Raw genomic sequence first — 19,539 nt, 5'->3', positions numbered from 1 at the left:
ACTAAATTAATTTTAAAATAAACATAATCACACTGCGCAAACTCACAATCATTACAATAATCCCCACAGCAACCATAATGGTTTTTGCAGAAATTTTGTTAGATACTTTTGCGGCGATTGGCGATGCGATTGCACTACCAATAATTAAGCCTAAAACAGCTTCCCAGTGTTTACCGCCCAACATGGTAAAAAAGGTAAGCGAACTTAGAGTGGCAATAAAAAAGCGGCTGATTTTTACCGTACCTAGTGAAAACAAAGGGTGACGGCCGCCTGCAATTAAACTCGATAAAACGATCGATCCCCAGCCACCGCCAAAAGCGGCATCGATAAAACCACCAAAAAAGCCTAATAAACCAATTTTTTTGATTTTTTGATCGGCTTTTTTTCTTTTAATGTTAAAAGCTTTCATTAAAATAACAGCCCCTAAAAACAAAGTATAAACCGCGACAACTGGTTTAACATAACTGCTATAATGCTCTAATGAAGATAAAATATAGGCACCTAATACCGCACCAACGATTGCCGGAAGGATTAATATTTTAAAAAGCTTCCAGTTTACATTGCCCATGCGGTAATGCATCCAGCCGGCAATACCGTTGCTCATTACTTCCGAAATGTGTATGGCCATACTTGCCGATGCGGGTGGCAAGCCCATCGCCAGTGAGAAAGATGCCGTGGTAACGCCGTACGACATTCCAATAGCCCCATCAATCAAAGCGAATAAAAACCCGGCTCCTAAAAACCAATAGAATAACGGATCGATATTGATTAAAAACGTTTGAAATTCAGGTTCGGTATTCCAAAGCGAAAGTCCGATTGCTCCGATCAATAAAACCGATGCCACCCAGATTAACCATTTAATATTCCTCTCTGCAAAACTTTTTTTAGGATTGATTAAACTCTGGGTAACCTTATTTAGCTTTTTAACCTTTGCAGAAAAATCACCGTTTAAAGTCTGGCGCAAAGCACTCATGTTCTGCAAGGTTTCATCCAGCTCTGCTGGTAAACCCTCATTTAAAATCTGCTTTAAACGTTTGGCAATGGTTGGCGATTTACCATTTGTAGAAATGGCAATCTTTAAATCTCCCTTTTGAACGATTGATCCTAAGTAGAAATCGCAGAGTTCAGGTTTATCAGCCACATTGATCAACAGACCACGCTCATGCGTAACCTTTCTGATCTCTTCATTTAAAATGTTGTTATTGGTTGCCGCGAAAACGATATCAATATCATTTAAATCGTCTATATCAAAAGTTTTCTGCCTAACCTTTATGAGCGGATAATTTGCAACAAGTGCATAAACCTCCGGCGATACCGTTTCTGCCACGATGGTTATGGTAGCGCTATGGCTGTTATTTACAATCGCGGTTAACTTCTCCAGCCCAATATTGCCTGCTCCAATTAATAATGTACGCAGCTTGTTCAGCTTTACAAAAACTGGAAAGAGCTGGTTACCTTTTTCTTCTTCCGAAAAAGATGTTGCATTATCAGGTTGGTTAGGCAATACTTGCATATTGTTTAATTAATTTCTTAAATGATGGATGTAATGATACAACTTCTCCAAAAATTAATAAAGCTGGTGCTTTAATATTTTCTTGCTGCACCAAACTTTCTATGGTTTCAACTACGCCAACAACTAAACGTTCATCTTCAGCCGATCCGTTCTGCACCACTGCAGTTGGTAAATTGTGTTTGCCTGCGGCTTTAAAAATCTCTACAATTTTTGATAGTTTTTTAAGCCCCATCAGTACCAATACTGTGGCTTTTGACTGTGCTGCCTGGTAAATATCGGCCGAAACCTCTCCTGAAGTGGTAGTTCCGGTGATTACCCAAAAGCTTTCGCTCATCCCACGGTGCGTAACCGGAATCTGCTGTAAACCCGGTACACCGATAGAACTCGAAATACCCGGAATTACACTTACCGGAATGCTGTACGATGCGGCATAATCCAATTCTTCATATCCCCTGCCAAAAACAAATGGATCACCACCTTTTAAACGCACAACATGTCCGTAATTCAAAGCGTAATCGATCATCAGTTTATTGATGGTATCCTGCGGATAAGAATGTTCACCTGAACGTTTTCCTACATAAACTTTAATGGCGGCTGCCGGAGCATGCTCTAATAAAGCTTCGTTGGTTAAAGCATCGTACAATACCACATCAGCAGTTTGCAAAGCTTTTACACCCTTTAAAGTCAATAAATCCGGATCTCCAGGACCTGCGCCTAAAAGGGTAATTTTTGATTCTTTATTTTGATTAACCATGTTTCTTTTTAATTATTGAATTTTGAATGACTGGATGAAGAGTTGTTGGGCGCATGGCGTTTAGCGTCTGCAGTTCTCAAATCTCATATCTATTGTCTCAAATCTCATTTCGCTAATACTGCTCTTTTCTCCTTAATCTGATTTAAAAATTGATTGGCTTCTTCAAAATATTTCTTTGCAAACTCTTCAGTTGGTTCGTTTTTGTTGATCTGTAAAACCAGGTCAGAGAAATTGGTTGGTAAATTAAATTCACCGGTTTCTACATAGTGGTTATCAAACTCACGGATAACACCAACCTGCGTACTGCTGTTTACGCCTTTATCCAACAATAAAGATTTTGCTGCACTTACAAAAGTGCTGTAGGTATGGTAAATGGCATCGGCATAAGCTCCTTTATCTAAGTTTTGCTTTGCCCAACCAAATTTTTCGTCGGCCTCTAGTAATAAAGTAGCCACTAAATCGATTACTACACCAGCACATTCTCCAACACCAATTGCGGTAACAAACTCTTCAACATGTCCCCAGTCTACAAATTCTTCTGTCTTTAGGTTGGTTAAATCGGCCAAAGGTTTTAACAGTTGATAAAAATGGTCTTTACCTTTTCTATCATAATATTGGTGGAAGTTTTCATCTTCCAGGTTATTGGCTTTAAAATCATTTAATATAAAGTGTAAAACACTTGTTGCCCTTTTTGAAGGCACTTTGATTACACGTTCGGCTACTCTGCCTACACCATTCCCTACAGTTCCGCCGCCTAACATTACCTGTACAGCCGGAACCACCTTTCCTTCCGCTTTTACCGAACTTCCGTGGAAACCGATTTCAGCCAAACCATGCTGACCGCAAGAGTTCATACATCCGCTGATTTTAATCTTGATGTTTTTCTCGTAGATAAACTCAGGGAAATCCGTATAAATTACTTCTTCCAAAACTTCAGCTAAAGTCATCGAGTTCGAAATACCCAGGTTACAGGTATCCGTTCCCGGACAAGTGGTAATATCAGCTAAGCTATCAAAGCCAGCGGTGGTAAAACCAATTTTATTCATTGCAGCATATAATGAGGGTAATGCTTCCCTACGTACAAACTTCAACAACAACCCCTGGTTCTGGGTAATCCTGATTTCATCAGCAACATATAACCTGATGGCATCAACAAAAGCCCTTGCCTTATCGGTTTTGATATCGCCAACCTGGACTTTTACATATACGCCATAAAATCCGGCCTGTTTTTGTTCAATTACGTTGGTGGCTAACCAGTGTTTATAATGGGCTTCATTTAATATTTCTACCGCCGGATATTCCTGTTCTAGAGGTAAAGTAGGCTGTGGAACGGTATTAAGATCTATTTTAAAAGTTTTTACTTTATTGGCAATTCGCTCTTCGGCAACCAAACGCAACACTTCTTCCAATCCTAATTTTTGAACCAGGTATTTTAAACGTGCTTTATTACGGTTGGTGCGTTCGCCATAACGGTCGAACACGCGAAGAACAGATTCTGTAAAGGGAATCAATTGGTCTTCAGGTAAAAAATCGTGAACGGCATTCGCCAAAAAAGGCTGTGCGCCCAAACCACCGGCAAATAATACTTTAAATCCACGTTCGCCATTTTCGTTAATTTTTGGAATAAAACCTAAATCGTGAATGTAGCTAAAAGCGGTATCTCTATCGCTAGAAGAAAAGGAGATTTTAATCTTGCGGCCCATTTCCTGACAGATCGGGTTACGCAAAAAGTAGGCAAATACTGCCTGTGCATAAGGCGAAACATCAAAAGGCTCTTCGGCATCGATGCCCGAATTTGGAGATGCGGTTACATTACGTACCGTGTTTCCACAAGCTTCACGAAGGGTAATATCATCCTGCTCCAGTTTGGCCCAAAGCTCTGGTGTTCTATCTAAACTCACATAATGAATCTGAATATCCTGACGCGTGGTTAAGTGTAGGTTACCGCTTCCGTACTCATCAGCAATATCGGCAATACGCAATAACTGCTTAAAAGTTACCTTTCCAAAAGGCAGTTTAATACGCACCATTTGTACGCCAGGCTGCCTTTGTCCGTAAACACCGCGGGCCAAACGAAGGCTCCTAAACTTTTCGTCGTGGATGGTTCCATCTCTAAAAGCTTTAATCTTATTCTCTAAATCGATGATGTCCTGCTCGACGATCGGATTTTCGAGTTCTGTTCTGAAACTTTGCATATATGTTGTTAGCTTTATTCAAAAAATGCCTCCCTGTTACCGAGAAGCATTCCATATTTTATACATAAAATTATCTGTAGGCTCCTGTTACTGCGTTTTACAACAACAGCACATCATTTGCTTAGCGGTTAACTGATTAGGTATAAAATTGAAGTTCATACGCCAAATATATAAAGTATATAGGAATAGTCGTAATTTATTATGAAAAAATTTACGATATGCTGTTAAACCTCGTTGGTTTTTAAAACCTGCGAGGTTTATAATAGAAGTAAACGTAGCTGAAAACTGCCAACTGCTAACTAATAACTGCCAACTGATTTGGGCGTTACCTCAATCCCGATGAAAAATCGGGAAAGGGTCGGGCTTTCCAGGGCTGCGCTTCGCTCCGGTACCGATAAAGAATCGGCACTGAACCCTTACAATCCCTAACGCGGAATTATCGCTTTTTCATCCGTATAGTTAGAAAGCCTAAGCACTACAGCCTTCAGTTAAATAAACCTGATATAGCGGAAAGCCCACAGCGAGGTACGAGCGAGAACTTGCAGCAGTAGCAGGACTATCGTAACCGAAAGTACACAGAACACTGCTTTTCAAAATAATATCGACCAACTAAATCACTTTAGAACAGCTAAGTGATAAACTTAAGAACCTTGATTTTATACCTCGCAGGTTTCGAAAACCTGCGAGGTCTTAATTCCCCGATTATACTACTCTCTCTGTTAAATAAACCCGATCCGATAGCTATCGGATGAAGTGAACATTCCGATCCTTTAGCGATAAACCAGCACTAAATTAGCATCGGAATAAAACGGAAAGAGGGACTGAAAACCCCCATGAAAAACTGAACTTTCATTTCCAAAAAAAAATCCCAAACTCAATTAATGAATTTGGGAATAATATTTTAAAACCTGCGAGGATTAGAAATTACATTATAAATTAATAACCCCGATTTTCAGGTTATCCTCACGGCCAATTACATCGGCAATGCTGGTTTCGGTTAAAACCTTAAGCGTAGCATCCCTTACATCGATAAAAGCACTTCTTATTCCGCATGTTTTCTCATCTACGCACTCGTCACATTTGTGGTAAAAGTTTAAACTTGCGCATGGCACCATTGCAATCGGTCCGTCGGTTACACGCATTACATGTACCAATAAAATCTCTTCCGGTTTTTTGTTGAGGCTGTAACCACCGCCTGCGCCTTTTTTACTGTATAAAAAACCAGCGTTACGCAAATCAAGAAGGATCTGTTCCAGGAATTTTTTCGGGATATGCTCCTCCTCTGCAATTTTCGAAATCTGCATTGGTGGTTTATCTAAATTTTTACCCAGCGCAACAAGCGCTTTAATGGCATATTTTGTTTTTTTGGACAGCATATTCGCACAAAGCTAATAAAAGAAAGTAAATTATAAAATATGCAACAGGAAGTTGATTTTAATTCAACATACTATGATATTTATAAATATAACGCATAATAACAGAAATTGCTTTAATCAAACGAACGTAAAAATAACCGCCAGCCGTAACAGTAGGTAATTATGGGCGTTTAAATTCTATTTTTACCCGCTATTCTGATTTACAGATTTTTAATAATGAAAAGAAAACTCAATCTATTGCCGCTCATTATAGTTGCAATTATATTTTTTGCCCTAAATGCCTACGTATTATCGGGCCTGGGCGCCATCAATCAATCCGGTTTACTCAGTCCAATTTTTTGGGTGTTTATAATCGGTTTAACTTTTGCCTTGTTTTTCGCCATTCAGCAGATGCGGCTACAGGGCATCAACAAGTTTTTCCAAATCGTCAGTCACGCTTTTCTGATTGTTTTTGCTTCAGAAATTGTTTTCGCTTTTTTTCTGCTGCTCGGAGATGTTTACCGCTTATTAATAGGCTTATCCACCAATTTTGAACCTGGTGGATTCCATATTGCCAGCCGCAGCAACTATTGGGTCGATTTTGCCTTTGTGATGTTCTGCTTAACCATTGCCCTATTTGCTTATGGCATTACCCAGGGGAAATATGCCTACCGCGTAATTAAACACACTTTGTATTTTGATGACCTGCCTGATAGTTTTGATGGTTTTACGCTGACCCAGATTTCGGATGTACATGCCGGAAGTTTTACTAACCCAAAAGCCGTACAAAAAGGAATTGACATGATCAATGCACAAAAAAGCGATTTATTTGTTTTTACAGGCGATTTGGTCAACAATGCCTCTTCGGAAATTGTGCCTTACATCGGCCATTTCTCACAGATTAAGGCCCCTTTCGGACAGTTTTCTGTTTTAGGTAACCACGATTATGGCGATTACATCAAGTGGCCAAGCGAAGCGGATAAAATTCAGAATTTAAACCAGTTAAAAGTGTACCACAAAGAACTTGGCTTTAAACTCTTATTGGATGAACATGTAGAGCTGCATAAAAACGGGGAGAAAATTATCCTCGCAGGGATCGAAAACTGGGGAATCGGTTTTGGGGAACGCGGTGATTTGAATAAAGCCCTCCAAAACACGGACGTGAATGATTTTAAAATCCTTTTATCACACGATCCTTCGCATTGGGATGCACAGGTAAAAAATTATCCTTCAAAAATCCAGCTTTCTTTAGCCGGACACACGCATGGCATGCAATTCGGTATCGAAGCTTTTGGGATTAAGTGGAGCCCGGTAAAATACCGTTATAAACATTGGGCAGGCATTAAAACCGAAAATGGAAGATATTTGAATGTAAACAGAGGTTTCGGTTTTCTGGGCTTTTCAGGGCGGATTGGTATCTGGCCGGAGATTACCGTGATTGAATTGAAAAGGAAATAAACAACAAATGCCCCCAATGAGGCATTTGTTGTTTGAGCGACCGTCATTCCCGCGCAGGCGGGAATCTTAATGCAGCTCGCAAGCCTGGCTATGGCATTACGATTCCCAATCAAGTTGGGAATGACGAACCACTTAGTAATTAAGTGTATACGTTAAATTATACGTACGGCCGCGGCCTGCATAATAAAATGTTTCTGGTTTAGCCAAAGCCTGGTACAATAATACCGAACGTTGACTCCAAATCGTCTGATAGTTTTTGTTCAGCAGGTTTTGTACACCAAATGATAAACTTCCGGTAAATAACTTAACTGACCCCAATAAATCTACGGTGGTATAGCCTTTTATTTCTCTTTCTATGAGTTTAGTATCGATTCCTTTAGAATCAAACGAATGGAAAACCTGAGCTTTTAATCCGAATACTTTTCCATTATAACCTAAGTAACCTGCAATTTTTGAAGGACTGGCCACCGTTACATCCTGTAAAGACCAGGTGCCATCGGTGTTTTGTTTCTGCGTTTTGATATATAAACCGTTTGCTCCGGCCTCGAAACCATTTTTCAGGTTTAAAGATAGTGAACCTTCAACACCGATATTTCTTACTTTTTCATCAAAAACTTCGATGTTGAACGTGCTGTTGGTTTTTACGTTTTTATCAGATAAAGCATAAAAACCTGCAACCTGCGCATTAAATATGCCCGTACGGTAGCGGTATCCTGCTTCGTACTGTTCTGTTTTAATACCTGTTAAAGGAGAACCAGCTACATTGATCGAGTTGCCTAAGTTCCAGTTGGTACCTGCTAAAGTATAAGTTCCCTGTCCGTAATATTTAGCCGGATCGGCCAAATTAAATCCTTGCGAAAAGTTAACCCAAAACTGTTGTGGTGCATTGATTTTTACAACCAAACCACCATTTAACAAATTCACATCATAGTGGTTTTTACCACCTGCAATGGCCGTAGCGGTTCTGCCCATGCCATAAGCCAGGGGCACAGCAGCGTTGGTGCCTACAAAATCGCCAACTTTAACAAACATCCTTTGCTGACGAACACCGCCTGATAAGGTTAGGAATTCAGCTACCTTAACCTGTGCCTGTAAAAAGCCAGATAAACCATTTACCCTGAAATTCGGGTAACGTGCAATCGTGGCTACCGTAGTATTGTTTAACCCGCCAGAAGTAAAGGCTTTAGTTCTATCGAACAATGCTTGTTGCGCGTTAAAGTTTTCGTTATCGGCATCAATACCATAGGTAAGGTTTAACCTGTTCCAGTCTTTGTTCAATACCAGTTTTAAAGCACTATAATTGGTATTTTGGATAGATGAACCGCTATAAAGTACGCCAGGTATTGCCGCCTGCCCCGGGAATGGGTGAAAGCTGAACTGTTCATTTCTGGCAGCGGCCTGCACATAAAGGGTTTGCCCGCCTAAAATATCACTGGCCTGGTAATTGGCATTGATATTTGCCCTGCTTGTTTTTGGATCAACATCTGAAGAATAACCGTTTCTCATTTCCAAAAGCGCTGGATTTGATAACAAGCCCGCATAATTGGTTCCTAAAAACAGGTCTTTATCTCCACGGTAACCAGAATTGTAGTATTGTGCATTTACCAACAATTTTTGGTATTCAGTTAATTTAAATTCTGTACTTCCGAAGAAATCGAACGATTGGTTATACTGTAAATCTGTTTGCGTGATATCCGTAAAAATTTGTTTTCCATCTGCACCGTAAGCTGCATTGTTTTTTTGGAAAGCCATACCGATACGTCCGTTCCAATCTTTGCTACCGCCTGAAATGGCTTGTGCCACACGCACATCATGATCACTTTTTTCTTTCAATCCGCTGCGCACACCAACCTGTGTGGTAAAACTCGGCTGACTGTCCTGACCTTTTTTAGTGATGATATTGATGATCCCTCCTGTTGCACCACCACCATAAACGGCACTTGCACCAGATAAAACCTCGATACGTTCGATGTTAAACGGATCAATCGATTCGAACTGACGGCTTACACCACGGGTACTATTTAAAGATACGCCATCAATCATCACCAATGCATCCCTGCCACGCTGGTTCTGTCCGTAGTTGGTTCGTCCTTCCGGACCTGCATCCAAACTCGGGATCAATTGCGCCAATGTTTGTTTTAAAGGAATGCCTGCCCTCGCCTGCTCCTGGATTTTTGCACCATCTACTACCCAAACGGTACCTGGTATCTCGCTGATTTTGGTCGGTTTCCGCGATGATACCACCACCACCTCCTGCATATTTGAGGTTGGACTCAGGTTAATGGTTAAATTAACCGTTTGATTTGTAGCCAGATTCACTTTTTGTGAAACAGTAGTATAACCCACATAACTTACCTGTAATTGGTAGGCACCTTCAGTTAGCTTGAGTTCGAAGCTACCATCTGCATTGGTGGTTGCCGAAGTATTTTTACCTTCAACTTTAATATTTGCCCCGGCTAATGGAGCAGTTTCTCCAAGCACTTTACCTGTTACGGTTTGTGCTTTACCTGTAAGGATAAATCCACAGATCAAGATTGCAATTAAGTATAGATTCTTCATTAATGATTATTTTTTTGCGCAAAGCAATCATTTATTTAGATCAAATCCAAATAAAATTATTTAATTTTTTATTTAGTCAGGAACTAAAACGGTTAAGTAATACTTTACAAACTACTTACTAACAATATGTTAAAAATATTTTAAATATTATTTTTAATCAATCTAAATAAACACATACCTTAGCAACCAGAATTATCGATATAAATCGCTCGCGTTTAAATATCTCAGCTAACCAGATGATGAATAAAAAATACCGGCATTAATGGGCCTGGTATTTTATTGCCTTTTACCAATAAACTTTTTGAAAAATTGAAAAACTAATGTTTACATCAGACCTAGAAAAACATGAACTTATCGATTTCCTCACGGAAAGTCCGACGAAGGAAATCTTTCACCACGAAAACGAAGAAGAATACCTCCACGCTGTTGGGAAGGTTACCCAGGCGGTAAAAAAATTTCTGAACAATAGCCAACAGCCTTTCAGTGGCGTATCGCCTGCCCAATTAAAACCTTTATTTGATGCCATCGAATTTGAAAAAACGCACGATAACTACGATGCGCTGCTTAAAGAGGTAGAACAGCTTTACACCAATCATGCTGTTGCTTTTCATCATCCCGCTTACATTGCCCATTTAAACTGCCCGATCGTGATCCCGGCGGTGGCAGCCGAAGTGATGATTTCGTCGATCAATTCGTCAATCGATACCTGGGACCAAAGTGCGGGCGGAACATTGATTGAACAAAAACTGATCGAATGGACCTGCGATCAGATCGGTTTCAGCAAAAAAGCAGATGGCATTTTTACCAGTGGCGGCACCCAAAGCAATTTAATGGGCCTTTTATTGGCACGGGATCACTATGCCATTACAGCCTTAAACCATAATATAAAATTAAATGGTTTGCCACAGGAAGCCTCACGCTTTAGGATTTTTGTTTCAGAAAAGGCGCATTTCAGCATCCAGAAAAACGCTTCGCTGTTAGGTTTGGGCGAAAAATCGGTAATCAAGATCAAAACGGACCGCAGTTTCAGGATGAACACCGTTTTATTGGAAGATGCCATTAAAAGAGAAATTGCACAAGGTAATATCCCTATTGCCGTGGTGGGTACAGCGGGCACTACTGATTTTGGAAATGTTGATCCATTGAAAGAACTTGCCTTCATCAGCAAAAAATACAATACCTGGTTCCATATCGATGCGGCTTATGGCTGTGGGTTATTGCTAACCGACAAATACAGGAGCCTGCTGAACGGGATCGAACTGGCCCATTCGGTTACGGTTGATTATCATAAATCATTTTTTCAGCCGGTAAGCAGCAGTGGTTTTTTGGTGAACGATAAAAGGTATTTCAACCTGATTACACACCACGCTGATTATTTAAACCCTAAAGATCATGATGAGGATGGTTTGCCCAACCAGGTGAACAAATCGATACAGACGACCAGACGCTTTGATGCTTTAAAACTTTGGTTTACACTCAGGATGATGGGAAGAAACAAACTGGGAGGCTATTTTGACACCATTATTGAAACGGCGGCCCAAATTGCCGACCGCTTAAATTTCGACAGCGATTTTGAACTGATGAACGAATCAGATATCAGTGCTTTGGTTTTCCGTTACAGGCCAAAAAATGTACGTCTGGATGTTTGCGCCATGAACCAGTACATTAAAAAAGCCATGTTTAACGAAGGAAAGGCCTTAGTTGCCGGAACCAAAATTAACCAGCAATTCTACCTCAAATTTACCCTACTTAACCCGCTTACCACCATTAGCGATATCGAAAACATTATTAAAATCATTAAAAAACATGGAAACGAATATGTTAGACTCAACCAAGTTTCAGCAGATTTCAGAAGAAACTAACTTTAACGCCCTACTAAACAGTTACTGCAGAGAATTTACTAACTGGAGCCGTTATGTAGGTATCCCTAAATATGATTTACCCCTTGCCGATTACCTGTTTACAACATCCAATCGTTTGCATATCCGGTTCGATTTCAGCGCTATTGGTTTTGAAGTGTACGCCCCTTTAAAATTTTATGCGGATAGCGGTCGCCATGTATTTAATTTCCCGGTAATTGAGCGGAATATTGCTACCGACGTGATCAGTACGATCAGCATTTACAGGTTTATGGAACTGGCCATTCAATTCAGTGCAGAGGAATTTCCGGATGCTGATGCTGATATTGTAAATCAACGTTTAACCAACAGTGTAGAAAACCTTGAAGCATTTCTCTCCTATTTTAAGCAAAACGGTAAACCGGTAAATTTTGCTAAAATGAGCTTTATTGAGGCCGAGCAGTCATTATTTTTAGGTCACAATGCCCATCCCCTACCCAAAGGAAGGGCCGGTTTTAACAATCGGGAAGAACTTTTCAAATTTTCGCCAGAAACACAAGGCCAATTCCAACTGGCTTATTTCTTAATTTCTGCAAACAATATCAATGAGAAAAATGCAGAAGGTTTTGACATTACCGATCTTTTCAGGATTGAGCTGTTAGAGAGTGGAAATTCAGATATCATTGCCATATTGGATCAACATCCCAACCATAAAGTGGTACCCATGCATCCCTGGGAAGCCGATTACCTGCTCACCCTTCCGACGGTAAAAGGAATGGAAGAGGAAAAGTTATTGCTTTATCTGGGTTGCTTCGGAGCTTTTTATACGTCAACTTCATCAGTCAGGACCGTTTATAATGCATCAAGCGATTGGATGCTGAAATTTTCGCTACATGTAAAAATAACCAACTCGGAAAGGGTTAACCTGGTTCGGGAGCTTCACCGTGGTTATGATGTAAGTAAATTATTAAAGACAGAATATGGTAAAGCGGCCAAAGCTGAATTCCCTGAAATTGAATTCATTACCGACCCTGCATTTATCACCGTAAATTATAAAGGCGAAACTATTGATGGTTTTAATATCAGCATCAGGCATAATCCTTTCAAAGGTGAAGACGCTGGCAAAAATGTAAGTTTACTGGCGGCGCTTTGTCAGGATGGTTTATTGGGTCAAAAACCCAGGATTGTCCATGTAATCGAGGAGGCATCCATCAGCAAAAATAAAGCGCTTGCCCATACTGCTGTAAACTGGTTTAAACAATATCTTCACCTTTGCGTAGCACCAATTGTTGGCCTTTACCATAATTATGGGATGGCTTTCGAGTTTCATCAGCAAAATGTGTTACTCGAACTGGATAAGGATTTTTATCCTGCCAAATTTTATTTCAGGGATAACCAGGGTTATTTCTTTAGCGATGTAAAAGCGGAAGCATTACAAGCGGCTTATCCTGGAATTGCCGCAGAAAGCGGATCGATTGTTCCGAATGAATATATTATTCCTAAATTAACCTATTATCTGCTCATCAACAACATTTTAGGCGTAGTAAATGCCATTGCAAGTAATGGTTTGGCTGATGAAAAAACGTTGATCGATCTGGTTTACCTTGAATTTAAACAATTCGAAAACAGTGATACCACTGGCCTGGTCGATTATATCATCAACCGCCGCAGCTGGGAAGTAAAAGGTAATTTATTAACCAATCTTTGCAACATTGATGAAGCCAGTGCGCCCATTGATAATCCGGCCATTTACCGTGAGTTTCCAAATCCGCTGTCTAAATATTTTTTCTCCGAAAACCTGATCAAACCTAAAACCAATGAGGTATTGTACAGCAGGTTTTTCCCTAAGGATAATGTAACGATCAACATCCGTCCGTTTAATATCGACCGCGATCTGGAAATGGTTCATGATTGGTTTAACCAGGAACATGCCAAACCAATCTGGAAAATGGATGGCCCTATTAAAGGCCTGGAATTATTTTACAGAACACTATTGCCGAATGATGCCTCGCACAGTTTTATCGGCGAAATCAATGGCGAACCTACTTTTACCATAGAGCCTTACTGGCCAATGCGCGATGGTGTGGGGGCTTGCTACGAAGCGTTAACTACCGATTATGGAGCACATTTACTGATTGCCCCTACCGATAAGGACAAGAAATTCAGTTTTGAAACCGGTCAGGCCCTAATGGATTTCATTTTTGAACAGCCAGAAGTGGGTAAATGTATCGGTGAGGCAGCAGTGGAAAGTCGTGCGATGCACATTTTTGTAACCAGATTGGGTTTCAAATTAGAGAAAGTGATCCAAATGCCTTATAAAATGGCAAACCTGACTTTCTGTTACCGCGATTGGTACTGGGATAAATTTCCTGAAGCCAAAGCTTATGCCATGATGAAAACAGCACAATTTGAAACGGAGGAGATATAATGCAGGAACAGAAAATATACGACATTGTTGGGATCGGAATTGGTCCCTTCAATTTGGGTTTGGCGGCTTTATGTGCCCCGATCAATAGCCTATCTACCTTGTTTTTAGACCAGGCGAATGAATTTAACTGGCATCCGGGCATGATGCTGAGCGATGCCACTTTACAGGTTCCTTTTATGGCCGATCTGGTTACCATGGCTGATCCGACCAGTCCGTACAGTTTTTTAAACTACTTAAAGCAAACCGATCGCCTTTATAAATTCTACATCAGGGAAGACTTTTTTGTATTGCGCAAAGAATATAATGCCTATTGTAAATGGGCAATTACGCACCTTCAAAACTGCCAATTCGGGCAAAAAGTGACTACCATAAATTATGTTGATGGAATTTATCAGATCGAAAAGTTAGATCAGATAACTGGTAATATTGAAAACATTTTGGCTAAAAAAATCGTACTCGGAACGGGCACAGCACCTAAAGTACCCGCATTTGTTAATCCTACCGTTCATCAACATGCGATACATTCTTCGGAGTATTTAAAGTTTAAGCAGACTTTATTAGAGCAAAAAACGGTTACGGTTATCGGCTCAGGACAAAGTGCAGCAGAAATTTTCTACGATCTGTTACCTGAAACGGAGAATGGTTTAAAATTGAAATGGTTTACCCGTCCGGATCGCTTTTTCCCAATGGAATATTCGAAATTAACCTTAGAACTCACTTCGCCAGAATATGTAGATCATTTTTACAATTTAAATGATGCCAAACGGAAACAACTCTTAAGTAAACAGAATTCGTTGTTCAAGGGGATCAATTTCGAGCTGATTAACCAGATTTTCGATAAACTTTACGAGTTGAGTGTTGACGGCGAAAAAATCAATGCCGAATTGATGCCGAACTGCCAATTGAACAACCTAACGGTAAATAATGATGGCAGCTATCAGCTAGATTTTTACCATACCGAAAGTGAAAAGGATTTTACGGTTGATACAGATGCTGTGGTATTGGCTACAGGCTATAAATATAACGAGCCTGGCTTTTTATCTGCGATTAATGATCGTATTGCACGCAATGAAGACGGACTTTTCCAGGTACACCGTAATTATGCCATTGATGTAAACGGAAACGAAATCTTTGTTCAAAACGCCGAACTGCATACGCACGGATTTGTAACACCAGATTTGGGTATGGGCGCTTACCGCAATGCATCGATTATCAATGCTATTTTAGGTTTCGAAATCTATCCTGTAGAAAAACGGATTGCTTTCCAGCAATTTAGCGTAAATGGCGAGCAAGAGGAAGCTGAATTGGCTGATGCAGATTTACAATTGGCTGGTCGGGATTTGTAATCCCGACCATAGAGAACCGGATTTTAAATCCGGAGTACGAAAAGTCCGGATTACAAATCTGGACTAACAACTTAAAAAAATAATACCATGAGTTACAACAATTTCAATCATATAAAACCATTAAAAAAAGAAGTTTGGGACAAGATAAACCTAAACTATATTGCAAAATCGATCGTGGAACTGATGCACGAAAAATTAGCAGAGCCAACACTTGTTAATACAGACGAAAATGGGGTTTTGGATTTCCGTCTGGCTACCGATAGTGAGGATATTTATTATACTTTCTCAGGTCAGCAGCGTGCTTTGGATTACCTGCATATCGACAAGCAGAGCATCAAAAAGTTCGTAAGCGGCGAAAGTGTGGCGGTAAACAATGCGCCTGCTTTTTATACTGAATTACAGCAAACTTTTGGCATCAAACCCTTTACCCTTGCCCATTTCATCGAAGAAACGCTAAATACCTTATACGCTGATGCCTACATCCACGAAAAAGGCAGGTTAACGGCTGATGAACTGGCCAATGCAGATTACCAAACCATAGAACATCAAATGGATGGACACCCATGGGCTACGATTAATAAAGGACGTATTGGTTTTAATCATAGCGATCAGGGTAAATATGCACCAGAAGCAGCACAAAGAACACAATTGGCCTGGTTAGCGGTACACCGATCAAGGGCTCAATTCAAAAGTATCGAAAGCATTTCTCCGTTTTCTTTTTACAATGAAGAATTGAGCTTAAAACAGGTCCACGATTTTAACCAGGTCTTGATCCGGCAGGAATTAAACCCTGAAGATTATTTCTTTATCCCGGTTCATGAATGGCAGTGGAACAATAAAATTGTATTGCAGTTGGCGCATGATATCGCTCATCAGTTAATTGTGCCAGTTGGTGTTGGGAATGACGAATATATGTGCCAAAACAGCATCCGTACTTTTTTTAATGTAAGTGAGCCTAAAAAGCATTACGTAAAAACGGCTATTTCGATCTTAAATACCTCAATTTTCAGGGGATTATCGCCTAAGAAACTGGCCATTGCGCCAAAAGTTACCCAATGGGCAAAAGATATGCTTCAGGGAGATGAATACCTGAAACAAACACGTGTTGTACTTTTGGGCGAAGTGGCTACAGTGGCTTACACCCATCCGCAGTACAGTGAAATTCCGGGATCTCCATATCAGTACCAGGAGTTTTTAGGTGCCATTTGGCGCGAAAGTGCAGAAAATTACTTGTTGGAAGGTGAAAACATCATGACGATGGCCAGTTTGCTATATGTAGATGATAATGGCAAAAGCATGGTACAGGCCCTGATCGAAAAATCGGGATTAGATGCTTCAACGTGGCTAAACGCTTATTTATCTGCTTATTTGAAACCGGTATTGAGGATTTTCTATAAACATGCCTTTTTCTTTAGTCCACATGGTGAAAACACGATTTTGGTAATGAAAAACGGTGTTCCGGAGCGGATTATCATTAAAGATTTTGTGGAGGAAATTGTATTAACTGAAGAATCGAAAGCGAAATTGCCTAATGATCTTGTTGATGTTTTGAGGGAAATTAATGACGAGTTGGCGCCATTATTCATTCTTTCTGGCATATTTGATGCCGTTTTCAGGTATCTGGGTAATATTTTCCATAGTTATGTTGGAATGGATGAAAAACAGTTCTGGCGCCAGGTTGCTGATGTAATTTTAGAATTTCAGCAGGAAAACCCTGAATTAGCTTCAAAATTCGAAAAATTCGACCTTTTCGTCCCTGAATTCATCAGGGTGTGTATTAACAGGGTAAGGTTATTAACCCACGGTTACAGCGAAAGCACTGATGTTCCGGTTCCGGAATTGATCGGGACTTTGGTTAATCCTGCGGCAGAGGCTTTGAAAGAGGATGTTTTGGCTTAATTGATATAAATCGTCATTGCGAGGCATGAAGCAATCTTAAAACTAGCGCTACTAACGACCGCATTAAGATTGCTTCGTCATATTCCTCTCCGAGAAGTTGGAGCAGGCACTCGTAACGACGCTCCCTTCCAACCAGAGTTGTCAACTTTCTAGCGAAAGCCTATAAAAGTTGACAACTCTTTTAAACTATAAAAATAGTTTATATCGATAAAATCATTATCTTGCTTTTAAATTCCTAAAGCATGAAAACATTATTATTTCTTTTTTTATCGACCTTTTTATTCGAAACACCAACGATTGAGAAAGACCGCGACCGTTGGAAACCTTATTATACGGATGCTGTACCTGCAAAAACAGCCGATCAATGGTATCTCCCATTTGATGTGGCTAACCGTAAAAAGGTTAACAACATCAAAATCATCAGCATTTTCGGCGATCACCGCGATAGTTATGTTAAGGGGCATATCCATACCGCCATTGATATCAATCCTGCTCAACCCAAAGCTAAACTAGTTAGTGTTTATGCCATGGCCAATGGAATAGTTTGCTCTGTACATCTGGGCGAAAATCAACGTACCGTGGTGGTTAAGCATAAACTGCCAAATGGTCAAACGATGTTTACTTCTTACAAACACCTTAAAGAGGTTTATGTAAGCAATGGTCAGGCGGTAGATCAAAATACAAAACTGGCGAGGTTGTTAACCCCACAGGAAAGTAAAAAATATGGTGGTGATTATCATCACCTTCATTTGGAAATCAGGAAGAAATTTGATGATTATGGTTGCGCCAGCTGGTTAACTTTTAACAATACACAACTGAACGATCGGTTTTATAACCCTCAGGGTTTTATTAAGGAACATATTAAATAAATTTTGGGTTGATGAGATTTATTTCAGAGAAGTCAAGTTTGAATAGGCACCATACCCAGTAAACTTGACTTCTCTTTTGAACCCACTAATAAAAATACATATAGTTTTGGTTGGTGGGCCATCAACTAATAGAAATGCGTGAAGCAACAACCGATTACTCTCAGAGAAGTCAAGTTTGATAGGCACCATGCCCAGTAAACTTGACTTCTCTTTTGAACCCACTAATAAAAATACCTGAAACTAAAACTCTTTTCGGCTTGTTGATTAAGAAGACGCTCGTAACTAAAATTGATTGTTATGTATGTAATCTTAGGTGCGACTGGTCAGGTGGGATCAGCAATTGCAGATCATTTATTGGCTAAAAAACTACCCGTTAAAGCCCTTATACATAATCCCGATAAAGCTTCTGAAATTAAAGCAAAAGGAGCTGAAGTTGCTGTAGCCGATGCAATGGATTTAAACTCTTTAATCGATGCTTTTCAAGGTGGAGATACGCTATTCGTCTTAACACCAGAAACCGGAAAGAGCAAAGATGTATTGGGCGAAACCAAAAGCATTCTCGAAAATTATAATCAGGCGATCCAGCAATCATCAATTAAAAAAATAGTGGGTTTATCATCTATTGGTGCGCAACATGATAAAGGAACGGGGAATTTGTTAATGTCGTACATGCTGGAACACGCTTTTAAAAACATTAATATTCCGCAGATATTCGTTCGGCCGGCCTATTATTATAGCAACTGGCTGGCACAACTGCCTGAAATTAAAAAAAGTAGTACACTTCCAACCTTTTACCCTGCTGATTTAGCCATACCCATGATTTCACCTATGGATGTAGCAGCATTTGTAGCCAATGTGCTGATAAAAGATGATGAATCGAAAATTTATGAGATCATTGGGCCCGAAAAGTTAAGTTCTGACGATGTAGCCGCAGCATTTGCCAGGGTATTGAGCAAAGATGTGAATGCAAAACAGATTGCACGTAAAGACTGGAACACGGTCCTGCAAAAAATAGGTTTTTCTCCAGATGCAAGGAAAAATTTTATCGAAATGACGGAAACTGTGGTAAATGGGAATACCGATCCTGAAAATAATGGGACAACGCTTGTGGGGCTAAAAACGGGTATTTATGAATACCTTGAAAATGCACTTGGAGACAAAGAACGTACTAAATAATAATCTGAACCGGATAAGATCCACAAGAGATATTATTAATCGAATGCAGTTATTAAATTGCTGTCAATCTCCGTTTTGCATGGGTTCATCGCCATCTTTATGGCCCAAGGTTAAACCTATAATCAATACTATGGAGGTTAATATATAGA

Annotated in this window: 12 protein-coding genes; 7 read left to right on the top strand and 5 right to left on the bottom strand. The window is 40.0% G+C overall.

The annotated features are described in order from the left end of the window. Position 1: 1 nt before the first annotated feature. The 4 genes from H9L23_RS05040 to H9L23_RS05025 form a co-directional block, all read right to left on the bottom strand. Positions 2-1,513: a TSUP family transporter gene (locus H9L23_RS05040; protein WP_187593948.1), complete on the bottom strand. Its 1,512-nt coding sequence runs from the start codon at positions 1,511-1,513 to the stop codon at positions 2-4. Then, positions 1,497-2,267 (bottom strand): uroporphyrinogen-III C-methyltransferase, encoded by a 771-nt coding sequence (cobA, locus tag H9L23_RS05035; RefSeq protein ID WP_187593947.1) that lies wholly within the window; start codon positions 2,265-2,267, stop codon positions 1,497-1,499. The genes H9L23_RS05040 and cobA overlap by 17 nt, the downstream gene beginning before the upstream one ends. A gap of 104 nt (positions 2,268-2,371) precedes the next feature. Then, complete coding sequence (locus tag H9L23_RS05030; RefSeq protein WP_187593946.1) at positions 2,372-4,462, bottom strand: HEPN domain-containing protein; 2,091 nt, start codon at positions 4,460-4,462, stop codon at positions 2,372-2,374. Between the two features lie 929 nt (positions 4,463-5,391). Beyond that, entirely contained in the window at positions 5,392-5,838 is a 447-nt protein-coding gene (locus H9L23_RS05025; RefSeq protein WP_086545362.1) for an RrF2 family transcriptional regulator, read from the bottom strand. A 216-nt stretch (positions 5,839-6,054) separates the two neighbouring features. On the opposite strand from H9L23_RS05025, the gene H9L23_RS05020 reads away from it, so the two are divergent. Continuing rightward, on the top strand, positions 6,055-7,275 hold the full coding sequence (locus H9L23_RS05020) for a metallophosphoesterase (RefSeq protein WP_187593945.1): 1,221 nt from the start codon (positions 6,055-6,057) through the stop codon (positions 7,273-7,275). A 132-nt stretch (positions 7,276-7,407) separates the two neighbouring features. On the opposite strand, the gene H9L23_RS05015 is transcribed toward H9L23_RS05020, so the two are convergent. Continuing rightward, positions 7,408-9,834: a TonB-dependent receptor gene (locus H9L23_RS05015; protein WP_187593944.1), complete on the bottom strand. Its 2,427-nt coding sequence runs from the start codon at positions 9,832-9,834 to the stop codon at positions 7,408-7,410. Positions 9,835-10,154: 320 nt separating this feature from the next. On the opposite strand from H9L23_RS05015, the gene H9L23_RS05010 reads away from it, so the two are divergent. The 6 genes from H9L23_RS05010 (at position 10,155) to H9L23_RS04985 (ending at position 19,390) form a co-directional block, all read left to right on the top strand. Next, entirely contained in the window at positions 10,155-11,696 is a 1,542-nt protein-coding gene (locus H9L23_RS05010) for a pyridoxal phosphate-dependent decarboxylase family protein (RefSeq protein WP_187593943.1), read from the top strand. Beyond that, positions 11,641-14,100, top strand: coding sequence for a GNAT family N-acetyltransferase (locus H9L23_RS05005; protein ID WP_187593942.1), 2,460 nt, complete (start codon positions 11,641-11,643; stop codon positions 14,098-14,100). Before H9L23_RS05010 ends, H9L23_RS05005 begins: the two co-directional genes overlap by 56 nt. Beyond that, positions 14,100-15,446, top strand: a complete 1,347-nt coding sequence (locus H9L23_RS05000) for a lysine N(6)-hydroxylase/L-ornithine N(5)-oxygenase family protein (protein WP_187593941.1) — start codon at positions 14,100-14,102, stop codon at positions 15,444-15,446. The genes H9L23_RS05005 and H9L23_RS05000 overlap by 1 nt, the downstream gene beginning before the upstream one ends. Positions 15,447-15,533: 87 nt before the next feature. Then, positions 15,534-17,345, top strand: a complete 1,812-nt coding sequence (locus tag H9L23_RS04995; protein ID WP_187593940.1) for an IucA/IucC family protein — start codon at positions 15,534-15,536, stop codon at positions 17,343-17,345. Positions 17,346-17,587: 242 nt separating this feature from the next. Further along, positions 17,588-18,214 carry a M23 family metallopeptidase gene (locus tag H9L23_RS04990; RefSeq protein WP_187593939.1) on the top strand — a complete coding sequence of 209 codons (627 nt, stop codon included), beginning with the start codon at positions 17,588-17,590 and terminating at the stop codon, positions 18,212-18,214. A 297-nt stretch (positions 18,215-18,511) separates the two neighbouring features. After that, complete coding sequence (locus tag H9L23_RS04985) at positions 18,512-19,390, top strand: NmrA family NAD(P)-binding protein (RefSeq protein ID WP_187593938.1); 879 nt, start codon at positions 18,512-18,514, stop codon at positions 19,388-19,390. The last annotated feature ends 149 nt before the right edge of the window (positions 19,391-19,539 follow it).

The sequence above is a fragment of the Pedobacter roseus genome, assembly GCF_014395225.1.
In the GTDB taxonomy this organism is placed as follows: domain Bacteria; phylum Bacteroidota; class Bacteroidia; order Sphingobacteriales; family Sphingobacteriaceae; genus Pedobacter; species Pedobacter roseus.
Note: the sequence above shows the minus strand (reverse complement) of the source record. Positions and strands in the feature narration are given on the sequence as shown.